This window comes from Hornefia porci, assembly GCF_001940235.1.
Taxonomy (GTDB): domain Bacteria; phylum Bacillota; class Clostridia; order Peptostreptococcales; family Anaerovoracaceae; genus Aminicella; species Aminicella porci.
In genome coordinates this window covers 2,614,042-2,633,187 of the sequence record NZ_MJIE01000001.1, presented here as the reverse complement: position 1 = coordinate 2,633,187, position 19,146 = coordinate 2,614,042, and the positions used below count along the sequence as shown (strand labels likewise).

The window sequence follows — 19,146 nt, the reverse complement described above, 5'->3', positions numbered from 1 at the left end:
GCATATATCACACAAGTGCTCAGATTCACGGAATCAAAGCAGGCTCCGTATGGCTTCGCTGTTGAGAAACGCCGCGAACGCAGACGGAACTGTGTAAATTTCCTCCAGGTCTGTGCGGGACGCGGCTGCATAGTCTTCAGGAAGAGGAAGCGCGGACAAGCCGTCAGCAAAGACGTCATAGCCGGTCATGCGCCATTCCACGTGAGAGAAAACGTGCTTTGCCGGCGGCAGTTTCCTGATTTCCGTCGGTTTTAAGCCGTGTTCCTGAAGAAATTGAACGGCAGAAGACTTTGTCAGGACGCCTTCTGTGCCCGGAAATTCCCAGAGCCCTGCCAGAAGCCCCTTGTCCCCTCTGCGGTGCAGGAGAACGTGAGATGAGTCATGAATGATGAAGACGGTGCGTTTCTCCACGCGACGCGACGCCTTCGCAGGCACGACGGGGAAATCGAGTTCACGACCGTCCAGATGCGCCGAACAGCACCGGCTCCAGGGACAGCGGTCACAGTCCGGCTGCCCCTTCGGCAGGCAGACGGTCGCACCCAGATCCATAAGTGCCTGATTATAGTCGCCGGGCCGCGTCCGGGAAATCCGTTCAGCATAATAGGCCCGGGCGGATTTTACTGTGGCAGGTGCTTTGATGTTGTCCGCCGAGGCCGTTTTTCGGGCCCAGACCCGCAGCAGGTTTCCGTCCACAGAGGGAACAGGCTGACCGAAGGCGATGGAGGCGATGGCTGCCGCCGTGTATTCACCGATACCGGGGAGGCGCACGAGTTCTTCCGCGGTTTTCGGCATTTCGCCGCCGCAGCGTTCCTCAATTTCCACCGCAGCCTTATGCATATTGCGGATGCGGCTGTAATATCCGAGTCCTTCCCACAACTTCAGATAACAGTCCTCATCAGCCGATGCCAGAGCGTGAATATCAGGAAGCTCCCTGAGGAATCGCGCGTAGTGTTCCCGCACGGCCTCCACCCGGGTCTGCTGAAGCATGATTTCAGAAAGCCAGACATGATACGGCGTCGGCTCCTCACGCCACGGCAGAATTCGCCGTCGGGCGTCATACCATGATAATAATTGTTCCGTTTCTTTCTGGTCTTTCATATCTTCATTAGTTATCAAAACTCCCTGCGCCGGGAGCAAAGTTCCGCCGCCAGGTGGATCTCAATTCAGTCTGTGACTTCGTTTTCGGCCGCCACCAGGAACGCGCCGCCGTACATTTCCCGAAGCTTCGGTTTCTCGATTTTGCCGGTAGCGTTGCGCGGAACATCGGCGAAGATGATGCGGACCGGTCTTTTGTACCGCGGAAGTTTCATGCAGTACTCGTTAATCTGCTTTTCGTTACAGGTATATCCATCCTTGACCTCGATGACGGCTGCGGAGATCTCGCCCAGACGCTTGTCCGGAAGACCGATGACCGCCACATCCTTTACCGCGTCATAAGTATGGAGGAAATCCTCAATCTGAACCGGATAGATATTCTCACCGCCGGAGATGATGACGTCCTTCTTGCGATCCACCAGATAGTAAAACCCGTCTTCATCCTGCTTGGCCATGTCTCCGGTATACAGCCAGCCGTCCTCTGACAGGACTTCCTCCGTAGCCTTGGGGTCTTTATAATATTCGATCATGACAGAAGGCCCGCGAACCGCAAGCTCACCCACCTGACCCTTCTTTTGTTCCTTCCGGTTCTCATCGACGATCTTCGCCTCCCAGCCGAATCCCGGAACGCCGATAGCACCCACCTTGTCGATATTCTCCACGCCGAGGTGCACACAGCCCGGTCCCAGCGACTCCGACAGACCGTAGTTTGTATCATAGAGATGATGCGGAAAGTATTCCTTCCAGTGACGAATCATGGAAGGAGGTACAGGCTGTGCTCCGATATGCATCAGCCGCCACTGCTCCAGATTGTAATCCTCCAGTTTCAGTTCTCCCCGGTCCAGGGCGTCCAGAATATCCTGCGCCCATGGCACCAGCAGCCACACGATCGTGCAGCGCTCCTCCGAAACAGCATGAAGAATATCCCTTGGTTTTGTTCCCCGCAGAAGCACCGCACGGCTCCCGGAGATCAGACTGCCGAACCAGTGCATCTTGGCTCCCGTGTGGTAGAGGGGAGGAATACAAAGGAAAACGTCCTTCCTGGTCTGCCCGTGATGGTGCTGCTCCACCTGACAGGAATGCATCAGCGCCCTGTGTTTGTGAAGGATTGCCTTTGGGAATCCGGTCGTGCCGGAGGAAAAATAAATCGCGGCGTAGTCGTCATCTGTGATTTTCACATCAGGCGCCTTGCTGGAGTAGTTTGAGGTCTGGAAGATGAAATTCTCCGCGAAGGTCGGGCAGGACTGTCCGAAATACAGCAGCAGCCTCCCCGCGCCGATGTTGGGAACGATTTCCTCCACCCGCCCGATAAACTCATCGCCGAAGATCAGCACGCGAATATCGGCGAGATTCACACAATACTCGATTTCATCAGCAGCGTAACGGAAATTCAGCGGTACCGCGACCGCCCCCGCCTTCAGAATGCCGAAATAAATCGGCAGCCAGGACAGGCAGTTCATCAGAAGGATTCCCACCTTCTCACCCGGGCGAATCCCCCGGGTGATCAGATAATTCGCCACCCGGTTCGCTTTTTCGTCAAAGACCTTCCAGGTGATTTCCTCCCGGTACTTATCGGTGCGCGCAGGCTCGATCAGCTCGTATTCCCGCCATGTCGTCAGCTTCGGCAGCGAGACGGACGGATTCAGCTCCACCAGCGCCACATCGTCCGGCCATTCCTTTGCGTTACGCTCCAGATATTGTGTAATAGGCATAATAAATCAATTCCTTTCCTGTTCGTCAACCACTATAATAGTCTTCTCCCCGTACAAAGTCAAGGTCTACACCGCAAGTCCCCTGGGTTTCTCCGCAAGCTGCATGAAATTCAGCTGCGCCGTAGCGCATAACTCGCCGCTGTCAAGGTCGCTGACCCGCACCAGCGCACTGATCATCCTGCCGCCCACATGGGTGTATTCCACACGGATCCGGAAATTCTCACCGTTCAGCGCGCGCAGATAGCTGACGCTCAGATCCACCGTCGTTACGAAATGCCGGGTGACTGCCACAGCCCCCGTCCCCGTGCAGTAATCCACCAGCGATGAAATAATCCCGCCGTGAATCCCTCCGTAGGGATTGCGATGCTCCTCCTTCGCCTGATACAGAAATTCCGCAAACGGCGCCGGCTCCACGCCGCAGTCCATATAACGGACGCCCAGCGCCGCGTTAAACCGCTCCGGCTGAAGCGCCGCAAAGCCCAGAGTTTCCTTCAGATATTCTTCAAATTCCTGTTTTGTCAATTGCCTTCCTCCTGTACCGGACCGCTTACACCAGTCCGACAATCAGCCCGATGACGATTCCGACGGCCGCACCGACGACAACCTCCGGAAGCGTATGCCCTATTTTCTCAACAAAGGGACGATCGTACAGCGGATCCTCCCCGGCTTCAATTCTCTGCCGTCTCTGTTCGTTCAGCACCTTCGCCTGCCGCCCCGTCTCGTAACGCACATTCATCGCGTCATAAACCACGACGATGGAAAAGAACAGCGCCATGGGAAATTCAAAGCCCCCCGGCCCGTAAACAGCCGCCGCGGCCGTCGTAAGTCCGGTTACCGTCGCCGTATGGCCGCTGGGCATTCCTCCGCCGCCTGTCAGCCGCTCCCTTGAAAACCCGTACTTCACGCTTTCAAAGAGTATCTTGCTCCCCTGCGCCGCAGCCCAGGAAAAGACCGCCGCCAGAAACACCCGGTTTGTAATCAGCTCAAACAAAAAATTCCTCATAGCAGTTCTCCCTTCAGTGAATTATCTTACCACAAAACTTGACCCCCCGCCACATAATGGTTACAATACATTTGATAATCGGAGGTGCAACATGAAAAGAAACCAGATCGAGCTGACCGAGAATGCGCTCGTCATAAACCGCAGGAAAACTGTTCCGCGCCGGAATATCCGCGCGCTGTCCTGGTGTCCGGACTGTCTGATTCAGCATGGCTCCAGAGAAACCGATGACCGCGACCGCAGTCTCGTTCTGGCAGCGGATCTTGACGCACCTGCCGGCGGACTTCTGAACAGAGATCCTTTCATCGTCCTTCCTTTGTCCCCGGACACAGATCCCTCCGCCCTGACGGACTGGGCAGGCGAGCTCTTCCGGGATCATGCAGAGACAAAAGATTTTTCCGCCGACTCTGTCGTCGTCGAGGCGAAGATAAAAGTCAACGATTATACAAAGGCTGCCACCGCTGGCACTAACGCCTATGGCAAGATCGGCATGACCAGTCCGGTTATCGAAACCGAGTTCAGCATTCCTGACGGAAACATCCATATCCGTTATCTCGGAACCAGCAGCAAAATGTATTTCAGCCGGTATTTCCGGGAGAATCCGGAGCATGATTTCAATTTCCGCGACGCTGAGCTTCTGCGTCCCGTCATCCGCCTTCATTACGGCCGTATCACAGCCGTGATGGAAATGGAATATCCCGGCATCGAGCGGGATGAGCACGGAAGCGGAATCTGGCAGGTTCATGCGGAAAAGTCCTTTTCCGCGGTTTCTGACGCCTGCGCCTGGCTGCGGACGCTTCACAGCAAAACAGCGCCGCGTCCAGCAGAATGTTCCACTGAGGACGCAGCGCCGCATTTTACAAAATCCGATGTATCAGCGCTTCTCTCCAATCTGGATTCCCTTTACAAGGCGGGTATCCTTTCAGAGCCTGAATATCAGAAGAAGAAGGAATTAATCCTTTCCATCGCTAACTGAACAGGTTTGCAGTGTTATACAGAACCGTCAGCACGATCATGAAGCTTACCAGCCCGCAGGAAATCACTGTTCTTGTCAGTGACGGGCGTCTTTTCGCCTGAGGATTTTTATACTGATGGATCTCGAAGAAGATGAATCCGACCAGAAGCGGCAGGAACAGGATCGACAGCTGCCCATAAGTCATGAACTTATACTGCTGCGCCATTGCCACGATGAAGAGGCAGATTACGAAATACAGGATCACCAGTCCTTCCATCAGCTCAGTGCGGGATTTTCTCTTGCTGTCCTTTTCATTCATTTCATTGTTCTCCTTTAATTTATCATCTTTGCTTTTCTTTGCCGGTTCGTTCATTCGAGATCACATCCCGTTTGCCTTTGTCGCCTATACCAGCCCCGGAAGAACTCTCAGACCGATGCAGGTAATAACAAACATGATTACGAAGATGTATGCGCAATATCCCCAAACCTTCTTCAGAGGTACGTTGACGACTGCCAGAGCCGGTATCAGATACAGCGGCTGCAGCAGGTTCGTGGCTTCATCGCCGTAGACGAAGGCGTTCAGAATATCAGGCATATAGCATCCCAGACTCTTTCCGAGCGGCAGGATGATCGGTCCCTGTACGATGATCTGACCGCCCTGAGAAGGAATGAACAGGTTCAGGATACATGCGGAAATGTATGTAACGAGCGGCATCGTTGCCTGTGTTGCAATGTGTGACATTCCGTCGATGACGATCTGACCGAAGCCGGACATGGTCATCATTCCCATGATCGCACCGTAGAAGGGGAACTGAATCATAACATCGGTGGAGAGGGACATGGAGTCCTTCAGTGCCGCGATGAATTTTCTCGGCGTATTATACGCGAAACAGTTCAACGTGATGAACAGGAAGATCATGAAGTTCAGATCCAGAGAACCCAGGAAACCCTTTGTCGCAAAGCTCATCACTGCATACACAATGCCGATCACGCCGACAACGTACATGATGATGCGGGAGCTGTTCATTCTCTCAGCCGGCGTCATCTCTTCCGGCTCCTCCAGCTGGATATCCGCGTCAGCGATATTTCCGTGGAACTCAACGATTTCATTTTTCGGCGGAACGGTCATGATGGACACAATCATAACGACGATTGCCAGGATGAACCACAGGATCACGTTCATCGGGTTGTATGTCGTCAGGTTCTGAGGCAGAACGCCGATGATGTTTTCAAACTGGTGACCTTTTCCGGCTACCATCGCGTATACTGTAGCCGACGGTCCCATGCACTGTCCGAGGATCATGGTCGTATATCCGGCCGCAACCATCATCGGGAAATGCAGGCCCTTCATATTCTTCGCCATACGCATGGCCAGAATCGGTGTGCAGACTGTGCAGAACGCCCAGTTGATGAAGGACGCGACATAACCGAAAATCATCATGACCGCCATGCAGCCCTTCGGGGTTTTCGCGATTCCCGCGAGTTTGTCAAGTCCTTTTCTTACAGACGGAGCCTTCGCGAATGTCGCACAGACAACGACCATGATCGTCATCTGGAAAGCAAACGCAGACTGCGTCCAGAATCCGTCATACCAGTACTGAACCATGTTCAGGAATGTGGATTTAGTGAATATCCAGCCGAGCAGAAAGGTCAGGATAGCCAGAACGATACAGAATACGAATGCGTCCGGAATGATCTTTTCTGCCGCGAACTGGAACTTCTTTGATATTCTCCAGAAGATATTTCCTCTGTCTTTGTTTAATGTTTCAGCAGTAGGCATAGGTTTTTCCTCCATAACTCTTATTGATAAATTGATAATGATAACGTCTATATCACTCACTGAGACCCGGAGGCCTCAGTGAGCTGAATGACTTCTGTCACCGTGTCGCCGTATTGTCCGGAACTATTTCAGACCGAGGATCTGGCGTGCCTCATCCGGAGTGGCAACCTCGAGACCGTACTCCTTAATCACTCTTACAGCTCTTTCGACAAACTGTCTGTTGCTGTCCGCCAACTGTCCCTTCGCGTACATGACATTGTCCTCCATGCCTACGCGGATGTTTCCGCCCAGAGCAATGGCTGCGTACATGATTTCCATCGCGCTGTGACCTACGCCGAAGGTGCTCCATGTAGAGCCCGGGCACAGCTGATCCATGGTTTCCTTCATGAATACCAGATTCTTGACTGTTCCGGGGATTCCGTTCGCACAGCCCATGCAGAACTGGAAGTGAAGCGGAGTCTTCAGGATGCCCTTCTTGACATAGTATGCGGCGTTTGCGATCATGCCAGGGTCAAAGGCTTCGATTTCCGGCTTGGTATTGGTCTCCTGGAACAGCTTTCCCAGGTTCTCCAGGAAAGTCGGGCTGTTCAGGAACAGGCCGCTGTTCAGCCAGTTCATGGAGCCGCAGTCATAGGACGCCATTTCAGGCTTCAGTTCCTTGACGTGCTCCATACGGGTCTCGTCAGTCGCGTAGATGTCGCCGGATGTGGTCAGATTCAGAATGATGTCGCAGTCAGGATGCTTCTCATGAATCAGGTCAACAGTCTTCTTGAACTTGTTGTGATCCATCGTCCCGTTTCCTTCGTCGTCTCTCATATGGAGATGGGCGACGGCGGCGCCTGCCTGCCAGCAGTCATATACGTCCTCGCAGATTTCCTCCGGCGTCATGGGAACATTCGGATTGTTTTCCTTCTTCGGCCATGCTCCGGTTACTGCTGCTGTGATGATGCGTTTGTTCTTTAAGCTCTTATCCATTTTCTTTTCCTCCCGTCAATTTCTTATCTATCTATTCTTTAATACATTTACAAAATCAGGTCCGGTGATCTGCCGGTGCGCTCTGCAATTGCGCTGTGCGCCGCAGCGCTGCTGAAAAGCTGCTGTCAGCGCCATTAAGTCCGACGGGGACTTAATGAGCAGATACTATTTATAGAGCATTTTGATCAGATATGCATTCAGATCCTCGTTGCATTTCTTAATCTGCTCCGGCGTCCATTTGTAGAACCCTTCGCCGCTCTTGAAGCCCATCTTGCCCTCTTCCTTCATCTTTGTAAGGAGCGGCGACGGCTCGTGGCTGTCCTCGATGCTCTTCAGCACGTAATTATGGATGTTGTACGTCAGATCGGTTCCTACCATGTCGGAATTCTCCAGAGGCGCCAGCTGAGGCAGACGCAGGCCGAAGCTGTTCTTGATGGCTTTGTCCACGGTCGGCGCATCAGCGATGCCGTGCTCTACGATAGAGATAGCTTCTCTCCAGAGGGCGTGCTGCAGGCGGTTCGCGATAAAGCCCGGTACATCCTTGTTGCAGAGACAGGGCTCCTTGCCGATGTCCTTCATGAATTTCATCACGGTGTCTGCCGTCTCATCACTGGTCGCATCGGTTCTCACCACCTCGACAAGAGGGATCAGGTGCCCCGGGTTCCAGAAATGTGTGCCGACAAAGCGCTCCCTGTGCTTCAGGTTCTTGCTGATTTCAGAAGGACTCATTACTGAACTGTTGGTGCAGAAGATGCAGTCCGGTCTGCAGCGCTCCTCCAGTTTGGCGAAGGTCTCCTGCTTCAACGTCATGTCCTCGAATACTGCCTCGATAACCAGATCCGCGTTCTTAACGCCGTCGCTGTCCATGTCCTCAGTGAAGTGAATTCTGGAAAGGCGCTCGTCCAGCTCCGCTTCCGTGATGACTCCCGCTTCCACAAGCTGTTTCATGGTTTCGCGGATTCCACCTTCCACATCCACCGGTCTGACATCATAAATCGTGATATTATGCTCCTTAACGGATGAGGCGACAAAGGCGATGTTCTTTCCCATCAGACCCCCGCCGCATACAAGTACATTTTTGACAGAACTCATGTTAACTTCCTTTCTGTTCCCATGTGTTATTTTCATCTCATTCCGGTCTGCTGCCGTCCCCGCGGTGTCCGTTCACACCGGAAATCAATTTCAATATCTGTATATAGCATGAGTCGTGCCAACAAAAACTTCATTTAAATTTCAACGTTCCATCACATATCCGGCGTTTATTCGATGATGCAAAAATACAACATGTCGCAAATTAACAACCAAAAATGTTGTTGATTTGCGACATGGCCTTCTGCTTTAAATTCTTCTGAATACTTCCCGGATTATTTTTTGTGAAGCTTCCGATACAGAACGCTCCGGTGAATTCCCAGCCGTTCCGCAGTCTTTCCAACCGATCCGCCGCAGTCAGCCATGATCCGGTCGATGTACTGACGCTCCGCGAAATCCACATACTCCTTCAGACTTCCGAATTCACGTTCCGGCTCATGCTCCTCCGCTCTGTCTGCCGGTCTGTCCGTAGGCTTTTCTCCGTATTCAGCCGTCGGCACCGGAGTAAAAAACAGCTTGTTGTCCTGGCTGATCACGTAGATTCGCTCCACGACATTTCTCAGCTCCCGGATATTTCCCGGCCAGTAATAGTTCAGCATCGTATCCTTTGTAACGTCCGCCAGCACCTTATCTGTCCCGTATTTATGGTTCAGCTGATCCAGAAACATCTGGGCGATCGGGAGGATATCCTCCTTTCTCTCCGCCAGAGGCGGGAGCTGAATGGTGAAGACACTGAGCCGGTAATACAGATCCTCACGGAAGGTTCCCTCCGCAACCATCTTCTCCAGATCACGGTTGGTTGCGCAGATGACCCGGACATCCACATGAATGTTCTCTATCCCGCCGATACGGCGTATGTCATGGCTTTCCAGCACGCGGAGCAGTTTCGCCTGAAGCGGCAGCGACATCTCTCCGATTTCATCCAGAAAAATAGTCCCTCCGTCAGTCGCCTCAAACAGGCCGATTTTACCTCCGGATTTCGCTCCCGTAAAGGCTCCTGATTCATAGCCGAACAGTTCGCTCTCCAGCAGTGCCTCCGGCATGGCCGCACAGTTGACGCTGAGATAGGACTTATTCGAGCGATGGGATTTTTCATGAATCAGCTGGGAAATCACATCCTTCCCCGTTCCGCTCTGCCCCAGAATGACGACGCTGCTGTCCGTGGGAGCTACCGCCTCCACCATTTTCAGCACATTCTTCATGATGGGGCTGTTGGCGATTACGACACGCTGGTCCTTCAGCCGCATATAGTCCAGTTCGCGGCGGAGTCTGCTGTTCTCAGCCTTGTTGCTCTCGATAATGTTCGCCCACTCCTGATTGTGCTTAAGGTTCATATTATTCGTAACAACGTATTCCAGCTTTCTCTCGCCGTCAAATACAGGAACGCTGTTGGAAAAAACATTGTCGTCGATGCGCCCCACCGCCGTCCTTCCGGTTCGTATCGCTTCCTCCGTAGTGGAATATTCGTATACTCTGTTCCTGACGAGCTCCCGGACATTTTTTCCAACCATATCCGGAATTGCGGAATTTATACGCCGCGCAGCGACCTTATTGGCAAAAACCACGATTCCCTTGTCGTCTGTTATGAAAATCGACTCCTCGTAATAGTCTCTGAGGATTTCAAGTATTCTATGCTCGTCCATTTGTCCATCCTCCCTGAACGGGGCAGCCGTATCCTGCGCACACATCTGCCGGCGGTCGGGCTCTTCGCCCCCAATCCGCGCGTCTCATTCCACCTCTTCATAATCCGCATCGTCCGGCGTTCTGGCTCCGTCCTTTTCATAAACGCCCATCGCTCCGCACCGCGGACATTTCCCGTAATCATCGCCGAATTCCGGGATCATGTCAATCGCATATTTGAACTTGATTCCGCATTCGGGACAGTGGTAATACATAAAACTCGGTCCCCAGGTCATAATTTCCTCCTGTTTCTTTCATCGTATGATTTACATCATTGCCTGACTCACATCATTCCCTGCCTTGAATCATTGTCTAAGACATTTCTAAGATATTATAGAGCAGTGATTTCAAATATTCAAGAACAACCCGGTCTGTTTCGGGCTCATTTCTCCGGTTCACTCTCGAAAAGGCTGTATGAGGGCGTCACGCGATACGCCTTCGCCCGAAATTAACAGCAATAAGAAAATCATTTTATTCAATTCTGTATATTACAGTTTCTTATGTCAAACATTCCTGTTTACCGTTTTACAGAACGGGCAAACGGCACTATAATCAAGGCAAATAAAGGATTTAAACAAAGTCGAGTATTGAATCGGGAGGTAATGGAAATGGTAGCAGGAGTCATCGGAGCACTGGTTGTATCTGGAGCATTCAGCTATGCAGTCAACAGAGCTGCTGCCCGCTAAACGGCAACAGAGAGAAATCACAGGGCCGTTGTATCAGGCGAGACCGTCGCATGATGCAGCGGTCTCTTTTTTATCCGTTTTTTCTGTGATATAATCAGTGCAGACCTGTTCTTCGGGATTCGGCCGTTTCCGAATCCCTCTGCGGCGGCGGTTACGGTTGTTCTGCCGTCGAATCCCGCGGCAGGACTTGTATTGAGAACGAAGGAGGTTTTTATGCGTAAAACCGACATTACACTGACGGAAAACGCCCGCGAAAAGATCCGGGAGCTGGAGATACAGGGATTATATCCCCGGCTGATCCTCACGAAATCGGGCTGCTGCAGTTATACCTTTGATATCTACCCGGATAAGCTCCGGGGCAGCGACGAGCTCACCGATGTGGAGGACGTCCATTTTATCGTTACCCCGCAGGTCAGGGAATTCGCCCCGACGCTGAGAGTCGACTACGGACGCAGAGGCATTCTGAAGAATTTCATCGTGAAGGCGAAATAGCGCGCTTCACTGTCCGGTTCACACTACCAGCTCTGCGCTGCTTCCGCCCTGCCTGCTCTTGTGAATGACAATCTGACGGTCGATTCTTTCCGCGAGTCCCTCCACATGAGATATGATTCCCACCAGGCGATCGCTTTCTGCCAGGGACGCCAGTGCGTCAAGCGCCTGTGTCAGCGCCTCGTCGTCCAGCGTGCCGAACCCTTCATCCACATACATACTGTCCAGACGGATCCCGCCGGCGCTGGCCTGGATTTCATCGGAGAGGCCCAGCGCCAGTGACAGTGACGCCATGAAGGATTCCCCGCCGGACAGGGTCCGGACGTCTCTCAGACTGTTATTGTAATGATCCAGAACATCCAGCTCCAGGCCGGACTGACTGCGGTTCTGGTCTGCCTCCTTCCGGCGGCGCAGCTCATACTGCCCCCGCGTCATGCGCAGGAACCGGACGTTGGCCCGGCCGATAATCCGGTCGAAATACGCCGACTGCACATAGGTCTCCAGCATAAGCTTGGGCCTGCCGCTCAGCGTTCCGGAAGCCGTATCCGCCAGAACTCCCACCACCTCAAGCTCTTCTTCCGTACGCTTCAGCGTTTCTTTGTTTTCACAAAGTCTTTCCTGCACTCTCCGGTTGCCGGACGCACGTGCGCGGATCTCCTTCTGCGCTTCATCTAAGGAACTCAGCGCTGCCTGAAGTTCATCTTTTTTTGTATGCAGCAGTTCCTCGTCAGGAGCCGGCGTTTCACGGATCTGCTCCCTCAGCGTACCGAGTTCTCCCTCCAGTCTTCTGAGCCGGTTCTGCGCCTGTTCTCTGGCCGCATCCGCGTCTTCCTTCGCCTTTTCCAGCCGTGCGCCTTCCTTCTCCAGTCTGTCGATTTCCTGTTCCGCTTCCTTCCTTCCCGGGAATTCAAGCTGTTCCCGCAGCGACTCGATACGGCTGCCGAGGGCTTCCCTCTGTGCAGAGGCAGATGCAAGCCATGAGGCTTCATCCGCAATTTTCCGATCCCTGTCCGCGAGTTCCTTCTCAAGCACCGGAATCTGCTGTTCAATCTCCTCCTTCCGGCGGCTTCGTTTCCGCTCCCGTTCAATTTCCTCTTCCAATTGCGAAAGTTCTTCCGTCATCTGCCCCAGACGGGAACTCACCCTGGCTTTCATCTTCCCCGGCTCCGGATCACCTTCTCCTGAACCCGGGGAACCGAAGTGCGCCTCTATCCGGTCCGCCAGCTTTTTCTTCATTTCGGAAAGCGTACCGCCGATTTCACCTGCCCGGCCGCTGGCACTCTCAAGCTCCTCCTGTGACCGCGTCAGCTCCCGGCGCAGATGCTCCAGCATTTCCTTATCCGGAGCACCGTCAGATTTCCGCGCCGGCTTCGGATGCTCCACAGCGCCGCACACCGGACAGGGAACCCCCTCCTTCAGCGTTTCCGCGAGAATCCCGGCCTGCTCGTCCAGATACGCCCGATTTGCATTCCGATATGCGTTCTCCGCGTTCCGGTGCTCATCCCGGCAGACTCTGTATCTCTCCTGCGCGTCACGATACCTCCCGGCAATCTCATCGTGCTCCCGGATCTGCTGCAGAAGCTGCTGCAGTTCTTCTGTCTCCCTTTGCAGCTCCTTCTGCCCGTTCAGCTTCTGCTCCAGGCTGACGCCCGCGTCCTTCAGCGCAGTGTTCTCCTCCTTCAGAGATTTCAGCGTTTCCGCAGCCTCCGCCCGGGCCGTTTTTTGTTCAGTCAGCCTCTGCTCCCTCTTTCCTGTCTCAGAAGATAAATCCTCCGATTTTTCCTTCAGACGGTCGAGTTCCTCGTAGCGGCCGATTCCATTCCTGATGAGAGCCGCGCGCTCTCCCAGGCGACGGCCCTGCCGCTCCTCCTCAGAAGCCTTTGTACACGCCGCTTCCGCCTGTTCCACACTCTCAGACGCCTTTGCGTGATCCGCCTCCTTCCGGCTCAGATTCCGCTTCTTCTCCCGCAGCTCATCTGCCGTCTTCAGCGCGCTTTCCACCGCCCGAAGTTTTTCCTCAGCCTTCCGCCGCTCCCCGCTCAGTTTTTCGTCCGCCCGCTCATCCTCTGACAAAAGCCGGTCCAGCAGAGCATCAACTGCCTCCGCTGTCAATTCCCCTTTCCTGACCCGTTCTGTCTCCGAGGCGTAAATGCTCTCTGCAGCACAGTAAATCTCGCTGCAATACTGTTTCATTCCTCTGAGCTCGTCCCTCCATCTTTGTCGGAGCTCATTAGCATCCGCACTGAGCCTTTTCTGTACCTTCTCATAGGGAGCCGTGCCGAACAGATCGCGGAAAATCGCTCTGCGTTCTTCCGTTGACGCCGTCAGCACCTGACGAAAGTCTCCCTGCGCGATCATGGCGATCCGGGCAAACTGTCCGCGGTCCACGCCGATGATTTTCCTGATTTCCTCCTCGACTTCGCGGTTTTTTGTCAGGGGAGCCCTCCCGTCCGGAAGAATCAGTTCGACAGCCGGATCCTGCCTGGTCATTCCCTCGCCCCGGGCCTTTTTCCTCAGATAGGACGGACTCCTGCGAACAGAGTAGCGTTTTCCTTTACAAAGGAATTCCAGCTCCACAAAGGTCTTCGTGTCCTCCCGGGCGTATTTGGACCGGAGCATTTCACGGCTTCTGTCCTCTCCGCTGGGAGCATCATACAAAGCATAGGAAATCGCATCGAAAATCGTGGTCTTTCCGGCGCCCGTCTCACCGGTAATCAGATAAAGTCCGCCCGTTCCCAGCGCCGCGAGGTCAAGCTCCGTTTCCCCCGCATAAGGGCCGAAGGCAGACATGGTGAGCTTCAGTGGTCTCATTGTTCTTCCTCCCAGACTTCTTCTATTACCCTTCCGGCATACTGCATCTGCCGCATCGTCATCATTTTTCCGTTCTGCATCTCAAACAGTTCACCGAAAAGCTCCAGAGGCGTTTTCTGCTCCGTCTCTTCCGCAGCCTGCAGCTCGTCGGATGCGCGGGTTCTCTGATTATCATAATCCAGACGCATCAGGTTCGGATATATGGTTCTCATTCGGGCCACAGCCTCGAGTATTTCCTCCTCATCCGTCAGGGTAACGTGAACATAATCCTCAGTCTCTGTATTCTCATAATTCTGCTTCAGCGTCAGTTCATCATAGGTTCCGCGTATTTCGCGCATGTCGTGAAGCGGGACGAGCGGCACCGCGCGCCAGGAGAATTCTCCTTTGTTCCCCAGCTCCGCAACCGTGACCGACTTCTCGTGTCCGGCCTCTGAAAAGGAGTATTTCAAAGGCGTTCCGCAATATCGGACCGTCTCGCGCTCCACATATTGCGGACGGTGAATATGGCCCAGCGCCACGTAATCGAAATCCCGGAAAACTGCCGCATCCACATTGTCCGCACCTCCTACGGTCCGCTCCTCCGAATCGGACGTGTCTGCTCCGGTGATGAACTGATGAGTGATCAGCACATTCCGCGCGGCGGGATCAATATGCATCTCCCGGATCGCCGCCCGGACCGCATCCGTATAGGAGACAACCGCATCAATCTCCTCCTGCTCCCGATCCATGCTCCGGAGCACCGCTCTCATATGGACCGGCTTGATGAACGGGAGCATGTAAATCCGCACCTCGCCCCACGCATCCTGAAGGGTAACGGGCCTCACCGTTCCGTCATAGGCCGGCGCAATGTACAGGCCTTCGTTTTTCATGATGCCCGAGCCAAACGCCAGACGTTCTGCGGAATCGTGATTTCCGCTTATCAGAAAAACCGGAAGCCGGCGGTTCATCAGCGCAGAAAGAAAACTGTCGAGGAGCTTCACCGCCTCGACAGCCGGCAGCGGCTTGTCGTATATGTCTCCGGCGATCAGAACAGCGTCAGGCGCTTCCTCATCGATCACACGCAGAATTTCCTTCAGAATGTGCTTCTGATCGTCTATCATGGAAAATCCGTTTACCTGTTTTCCCAGATGAAGATCGGATAAATGAATCAGTTTCATATCGGTTCCTTCCTCAGCAGTGCCGGTCGAACCAGCGCAGAAAATCGGCCCATACTTTGTCTCTGTCCGTTTCATTCAGAATTTCATGGCGATCTCCGTCGTAGATGTGGCAGGTCAGATCCTTCATTCCGTGATCCCGGAACATGCGGTAAACCTGAAGCACGCCGTCGCCCATATCGCCCACAGGATCATCCTCGCCGGAGGCGATGAGCACCGGAAGCTCCGTGGAAACCCTCTGCACGCTTTCCGGGTCACAGGAACCGCTCACTGCGTCAAAGAGCCCCAGGTATCCGTTCAGCGTAAACACAAAAGTGCATCTGGGATCACTGTAATAACGGCGTACAATTTCCGGATCCCCGGTCAGCCAGCTGTTCTCCGGATTTTCTCCGGTCAGGTCAAACTGCCGGTACGGTCCCGCAAAGGTCATTTTCTGCAGCATCCGGCTCCGGAAGCGCCAGCCCCGCACCGCGGCCATGGCTTTCACGACCCGCCGGGCTTTCTTTGTTTCCTTCTCAGGCACAAAACCCGTGCCGACGATCGCCGCTCCGGCCAGCCCGTCTCCGTGCTCCGCAATGTAGCACCGGAGCTCGTAAGACCCCATGCTGTGTCCCAGCATAAAATACGGGACGTCCGGGTATTCTCCGCAAAGCAGGCCTCTGGCACGGTGCATATCGCCGAGCAGGAGACTGCACGGTTCTTTTCCGATATATCCCCAGTCCTCCGGCGTTTCCGCTGAAGCGCCGTGGCCCAGCTGGTCGTAGCCCGCCGTCAGATAACCGTGCTCCGCCAGACAGGCGGCAAACCCGTCATAACGGTCGATAAACTCCTGCATACCGTGGGTGATCTGAATCACCGCTTTCACCGCGCCTCCGTCCGGAATCCATTTAACCCCCCGGAGAACTGTCTTTTCATCCGTTGACAGAAACTCAAACTTTTCTTTCATTCAGTTCTTCCTCCCGTGTCCGTCCGCCCATCGCCCGCCTTCGCACCGGGACCCGCCTCCTGTTTCCGAGGTGTTCACCGCCTGTTTCCGGGCGCTCACAACCCTTCAGAAACGGGCCCGCGCCTGTCAGGCTCAACGGAATCCCGGCGGAAACCTCTGATGAGCAGACATTCGTTATTTCTATTATATGGCAGGATAATCCGGGGCGCAATGAAAAGATATTCTGCCAGATACCCCTTTCCGCATAGCAGGCTCGAAAGCCTCCTCAAAAAATATCTAAAAACATCGCCCGGGTTCTGAAAAAAATGCGTGACAAATATTTTCATCTGTGTTATACTAATCAAGTCGCATGATCCATTAGCTCAGCTGGGAGAGCGTCTGGGTGACAACCAGAAGGTCACTGGTTCAAGTCCAGTATGGGTCACCAACTTAAAGAACCCCGTAACCGATGAATTCATATGGTTGCAGGGTTCTTTTTCATTTCATTTTTTCAATTCATCCGGGCAGCTGGTTCCTCAGCGCTTTCACCGATTTCTTCCGTTTCTGCCGACCGCATCCGAACGTTTTGCGGAGATCCGTCCGGGACTCAGTGCGGCGACGGTTACCGCAGCTCCGCCAGGTACGCCTCGATGGGAAAACCCATGTACCCCGGCTCCCGGTCGCCCAGATACTCGAACATTCCGGACATGAACCGCACCGCTTCACGGGTGCTGTCCTCCAGCGTTTTCCCGTTTATCAGCCCGCCGGTCAGAACCGCGGAGAAGATGTCCCCGGTTCCGGGGCAGCGCGTTCCCTTCAGTTCATAGGGTACGCGGAACACACTCCTGCTGCCGGCGTCATAACCGTAAACAAAGTACCGGTCCTCCGACGGCACATGACAACTGGTCAGGATGACGGAGCTCGCACCGAGTTCTCTCAGTTTTCGCATTACGCACCCGATTTCCCTGTGGCTCAGGGAATCGTACTGTCCCGGGTCCTCCCCTGCCAGAAGCAGAGCCTCAGTCAGATTCGGCGTAATCACATCCGCGTCCCGGATCATTTCCCTCATGCTTTCCACGTTTCTTCCGGTCATTCCGTTATACAGCTTTCCTTCGTCCGCCATGATTGTATCAGCAATGACGAAGCGCAGCGTTTCTCTCTGATTTTCAATCAGCTCCCGGATAATTTCGATCTGCTCCGAAGAATTGATAAATCCGATGCAGATAGCGTCGAAGTGAAAATCCAGCCTTTTCCAGACCTCTGCCGTTTTCTTCATGTATTCGCAGGTATCCAGAATCTCAAAGGCTCCGAAGTCCAGCGTATTCGAAACCAGCGCCGTGGGCAGCGACGCGACGCTGAAGCCCATGTGGGACAGCACAGGTCCCATCGCCGCCGTAGCGACCTTTCCCACGCCGGGCAGGTCGTTAACCAGCAGAATATGTCTTTGTTCCGTCATAACTCCATCCTCACTCTGCGCAGAGCGTCCCCGCCAGATAATTGATAAATTGCTGCGCGGTGCGTCCGGAAAATCCGCCGTGGCGGATCTCCCAGGCCCTGGCCTGTATCAGCAGCTCCTCTTCATCAATCTGAATCTGGGGATAGCGGCGCGCCAGCTCCTTCACGATAGTCTCATATTCCTTCGGCGTCGGCGCGAAATACCCGATCTGACAGCCGAACCGGTTCGCCAGAGACAGCTTTTCCTGAACAGTATCGTTGCGGTGCATATCCTCCTTCGATTCATCGTAGCGGTCTTTCCATGTCTCGCGGATCAGGTGCCGCCTGTTGGACGTGGCGTAGATCAGCACGTTTTCCGGATAAGGCTCCACGCCGCCCTCGATGACCGCCTTCAGGTATTTGTACTCTGTCTCAAACTCCTCAAAGGACAAATCGTCCATATATATGATGAACCGGTAATTCCGGTTGCGTATCTCCGTGATGATGCGCGAGAGGTCCTTGAACTGGTGCTTGTACACCTCGATCATCCGCAGGCCGTCGGCGTAGTAACGGTTCAGGACGGCTTTGATGCTGGTGGACTTTCCTGTGCCGGCGTCTCCGTACAGCAAAACATTGTTCGCCGCCCTTCCCTTCAGGAAGGCCTCTGTGTTCTCCACAAGCTTCTGCTTCTGGAGCTCGTACCCCACCAGATCCTCCAGCCGGACGTCGCTGGTATTGGTAATCGGCAGCAGCAGCTCCCCTTCCGGATTCTCGTTCACGCGGAACGCCTTGTTCAGACCGAATTTTCCGACCCCGTAACGCCGGTAAAAGTCGGTGACGACGCGGTACAGCTCCTCCGGGTCGGAGGTCTGCTCGATGGCTTCGCTGAGCTCCTGCACCTTTTCGCTGACATTTCTGTTGAAAATCTGCGAGCTCTTCACCACCGCCCGGTAATTCTCAATGATGGAAAAACACCGGATTCCCAGTTCCTTCTCCATCGCGGAGAAGTCATAATCGAACAGCTGCTTGAAAACAGCGAAGTCGTTCTTCGCGAACTCATTGACAGAACCGTCGTTGGCGCCCACCTTTTCCGACACAAGAGTAAACGGCGTGACCGTCATCGCCAGAAGATAGGCCAGGTAATTGTGCCACAGATTTTTGTTGAAGCCGTAACGTGTGGAAACCTCGAGGAGCCGGTTGATCTGCTCTAGGATCTCTGAAGTCAACTCCTCTCTGGCGTATTCCCCTGCCCGGAACCGGCGGCAGATATCCGCCAGCCGGAAGAGGATGCTGCCGCTGCCGATATTGCGGTAAATAACAAGCTTTGAAATGAGATTGTACATTCGCTTTCCCCGTCCTTC

Annotated in this window: 17 protein-coding genes and 1 tRNA gene; 3 read left to right on the top strand and 15 right to left on the bottom strand. The window is 54.0% G+C overall.

Annotated elements, in window-relative coordinates:
- Positions 1–33: 33 nt before the first annotated feature.
- The 4 genes from mutY to BHK98_RS12165 form a co-directional block, all read right to left on the bottom strand.
- Positions 34–1,116, bottom strand: a complete 1,083-nt coding sequence (mutY, locus tag BHK98_RS12180) for an A/G-specific adenine glycosylase (RefSeq protein WP_143404591.1) — start codon at positions 1,114–1,116, stop codon at positions 34–36.
- 47 nt (positions 1,117–1,163) lie between these two features.
- The gene (locus BHK98_RS12175; protein WP_075714583.1) at positions 1,164–2,807 is read right to left on the bottom strand and encodes a class I adenylate-forming enzyme family protein; all 1,644 of its coding nucleotides are present in this window, start codon (positions 2,805–2,807) and stop codon (positions 1,164–1,166) included.
- 66 nt (positions 2,808–2,873) lie between these two features.
- Positions 2,874–3,329 carry a PaaI family thioesterase gene (locus BHK98_RS12170; RefSeq protein WP_075714581.1) on the bottom strand — a complete coding sequence of 152 codons (456 nt, stop codon included), beginning with the start codon at positions 3,327–3,329 and terminating at the stop codon, positions 2,874–2,876.
- Between the two features lie 25 nt (positions 3,330–3,354).
- On the bottom strand, positions 3,355–3,810 hold the full coding sequence (locus BHK98_RS12165) for a divergent PAP2 family protein (protein ID WP_075714579.1): 456 nt from the start codon (positions 3,808–3,810) through the stop codon (positions 3,355–3,357).
- Positions 3,811–3,901: 91 nt separating this feature from the next.
- Between BHK98_RS12165 and BHK98_RS12160 the strand changes: the two genes are divergently transcribed.
- Positions 3,902–4,783: an SHOCT domain-containing protein gene (locus tag BHK98_RS12160; RefSeq protein WP_075714577.1), complete on the top strand. Its 882-nt coding sequence runs from the start codon at positions 3,902–3,904 to the stop codon at positions 4,781–4,783.
- Here BHK98_RS12160 and BHK98_RS12155 read toward each other — a convergent pair.
- The 6 genes from BHK98_RS12155 to BHK98_RS12130 form a co-directional block, all read right to left on the bottom strand.
- Entirely contained in the window at positions 4,776–5,135 is a 360-nt protein-coding gene (locus tag BHK98_RS12155; RefSeq protein ID WP_075714575.1) for a hypothetical protein, read from the bottom strand. The two genes, BHK98_RS12160 and BHK98_RS12155, sit on opposite strands and share 8 nt — an antisense overlap.
- A gap of 30 nt (positions 5,136–5,165) precedes the next feature.
- A complete protein-coding gene (locus BHK98_RS12150; RefSeq protein WP_075714573.1) occupies positions 5,166–6,542 on the bottom strand; it encodes a short-chain fatty acid transporter in 1,377 nt (458 codons plus the stop codon).
- Positions 6,543–6,665: 123 nt separating this feature from the next.
- Positions 6,666–7,517 (bottom strand): beta-keto acid cleavage family enzyme, encoded by an 852-nt coding sequence (locus BHK98_RS12145; protein ID WP_075714571.1) that lies wholly within the window; start codon positions 7,515–7,517, stop codon positions 6,666–6,668.
- A 165-nt stretch (positions 7,518–7,682) separates the two neighbouring features.
- Complete coding sequence (locus BHK98_RS12140; RefSeq protein WP_075714569.1) at positions 7,683–8,609, bottom strand: 3-hydroxyacyl-CoA dehydrogenase family protein; 927 nt, start codon at positions 8,607–8,609, stop codon at positions 7,683–7,685.
- A 272-nt stretch (positions 8,610–8,881) separates the two neighbouring features.
- Positions 8,882–10,249 (bottom strand): sigma-54 interaction domain-containing protein, encoded by a 1,368-nt coding sequence (locus tag BHK98_RS12135; protein ID WP_075714567.1) that lies wholly within the window; start codon positions 10,247–10,249, stop codon positions 8,882–8,884.
- 84 nt (positions 10,250–10,333) lie between these two features.
- Complete coding sequence (locus BHK98_RS12130; protein ID WP_075714565.1) at positions 10,334–10,522, bottom strand: excinuclease ATPase subunit; 189 nt, start codon at positions 10,520–10,522, stop codon at positions 10,334–10,336.
- Positions 10,523–11,185: 663 nt separating this feature from the next.
- Here BHK98_RS12130 and BHK98_RS12120 point away from each other — a divergent pair.
- Positions 11,186–11,464: a hypothetical protein gene (locus tag BHK98_RS12120; protein ID WP_075714561.1), complete on the top strand. Its 279-nt coding sequence runs from the start codon at positions 11,186–11,188 to the stop codon at positions 11,462–11,464.
- An 18-nt stretch (positions 11,465–11,482) separates the two neighbouring features.
- On the opposite strand, the gene BHK98_RS12115 is transcribed toward BHK98_RS12120, so the two are convergent.
- The 3 genes from BHK98_RS12115 to BHK98_RS12105 are packed head-to-tail and all read right to left on the bottom strand — an operon-like array spanning position 11,483 to position 16,372.
- Positions 11,483–14,272, bottom strand: coding sequence for an AAA family ATPase (locus BHK98_RS12115; protein ID WP_075714559.1), 2,790 nt, complete (start codon positions 14,270–14,272; stop codon positions 11,483–11,485).
- A complete protein-coding gene (locus BHK98_RS12110; RefSeq protein WP_075714557.1) occupies positions 14,269–15,429 on the bottom strand; it encodes an exonuclease SbcCD subunit D in 1,161 nt (386 codons plus the stop codon). Before BHK98_RS12110 ends, BHK98_RS12115 begins: the two co-directional genes overlap by 4 nt.
- A 13-nt stretch (positions 15,430–15,442) precedes the next feature.
- Entirely contained in the window at positions 15,443–16,372 is a 930-nt protein-coding gene (locus BHK98_RS12105; RefSeq protein ID WP_075714555.1) for an alpha/beta fold hydrolase, read from the bottom strand.
- A 351-nt stretch (positions 16,373–16,723) separates the two neighbouring features.
- Between BHK98_RS12105 and BHK98_RS12100 the strand changes: the two genes are divergently transcribed.
- Positions 16,724–16,799: transfer RNA gene (locus tag BHK98_RS12100), tRNA-Val, on the top strand.
- 174 nt (positions 16,800–16,973) lie between these two features.
- Here BHK98_RS12100 and BHK98_RS12095 read toward each other — a convergent pair.
- Both BHK98_RS12095 and BHK98_RS12090 read right to left on the bottom strand, forming a co-directional pair.
- Positions 16,974–17,807 carry a PfkB family carbohydrate kinase gene (locus BHK98_RS12095; RefSeq protein ID WP_075714553.1) on the bottom strand — a complete coding sequence of 278 codons (834 nt, stop codon included), beginning with the start codon at positions 17,805–17,807 and terminating at the stop codon, positions 16,974–16,976.
- A gap of 10 nt (positions 17,808–17,817) precedes the next feature.
- On the bottom strand, positions 17,818–19,128 hold the full coding sequence (locus tag BHK98_RS12090) for an ATP-binding protein (RefSeq protein WP_075714551.1): 1,311 nt from the start codon (positions 19,126–19,128) through the stop codon (positions 17,818–17,820).
- Positions 19,129–19,146: the final 18 nt, after the last annotated feature.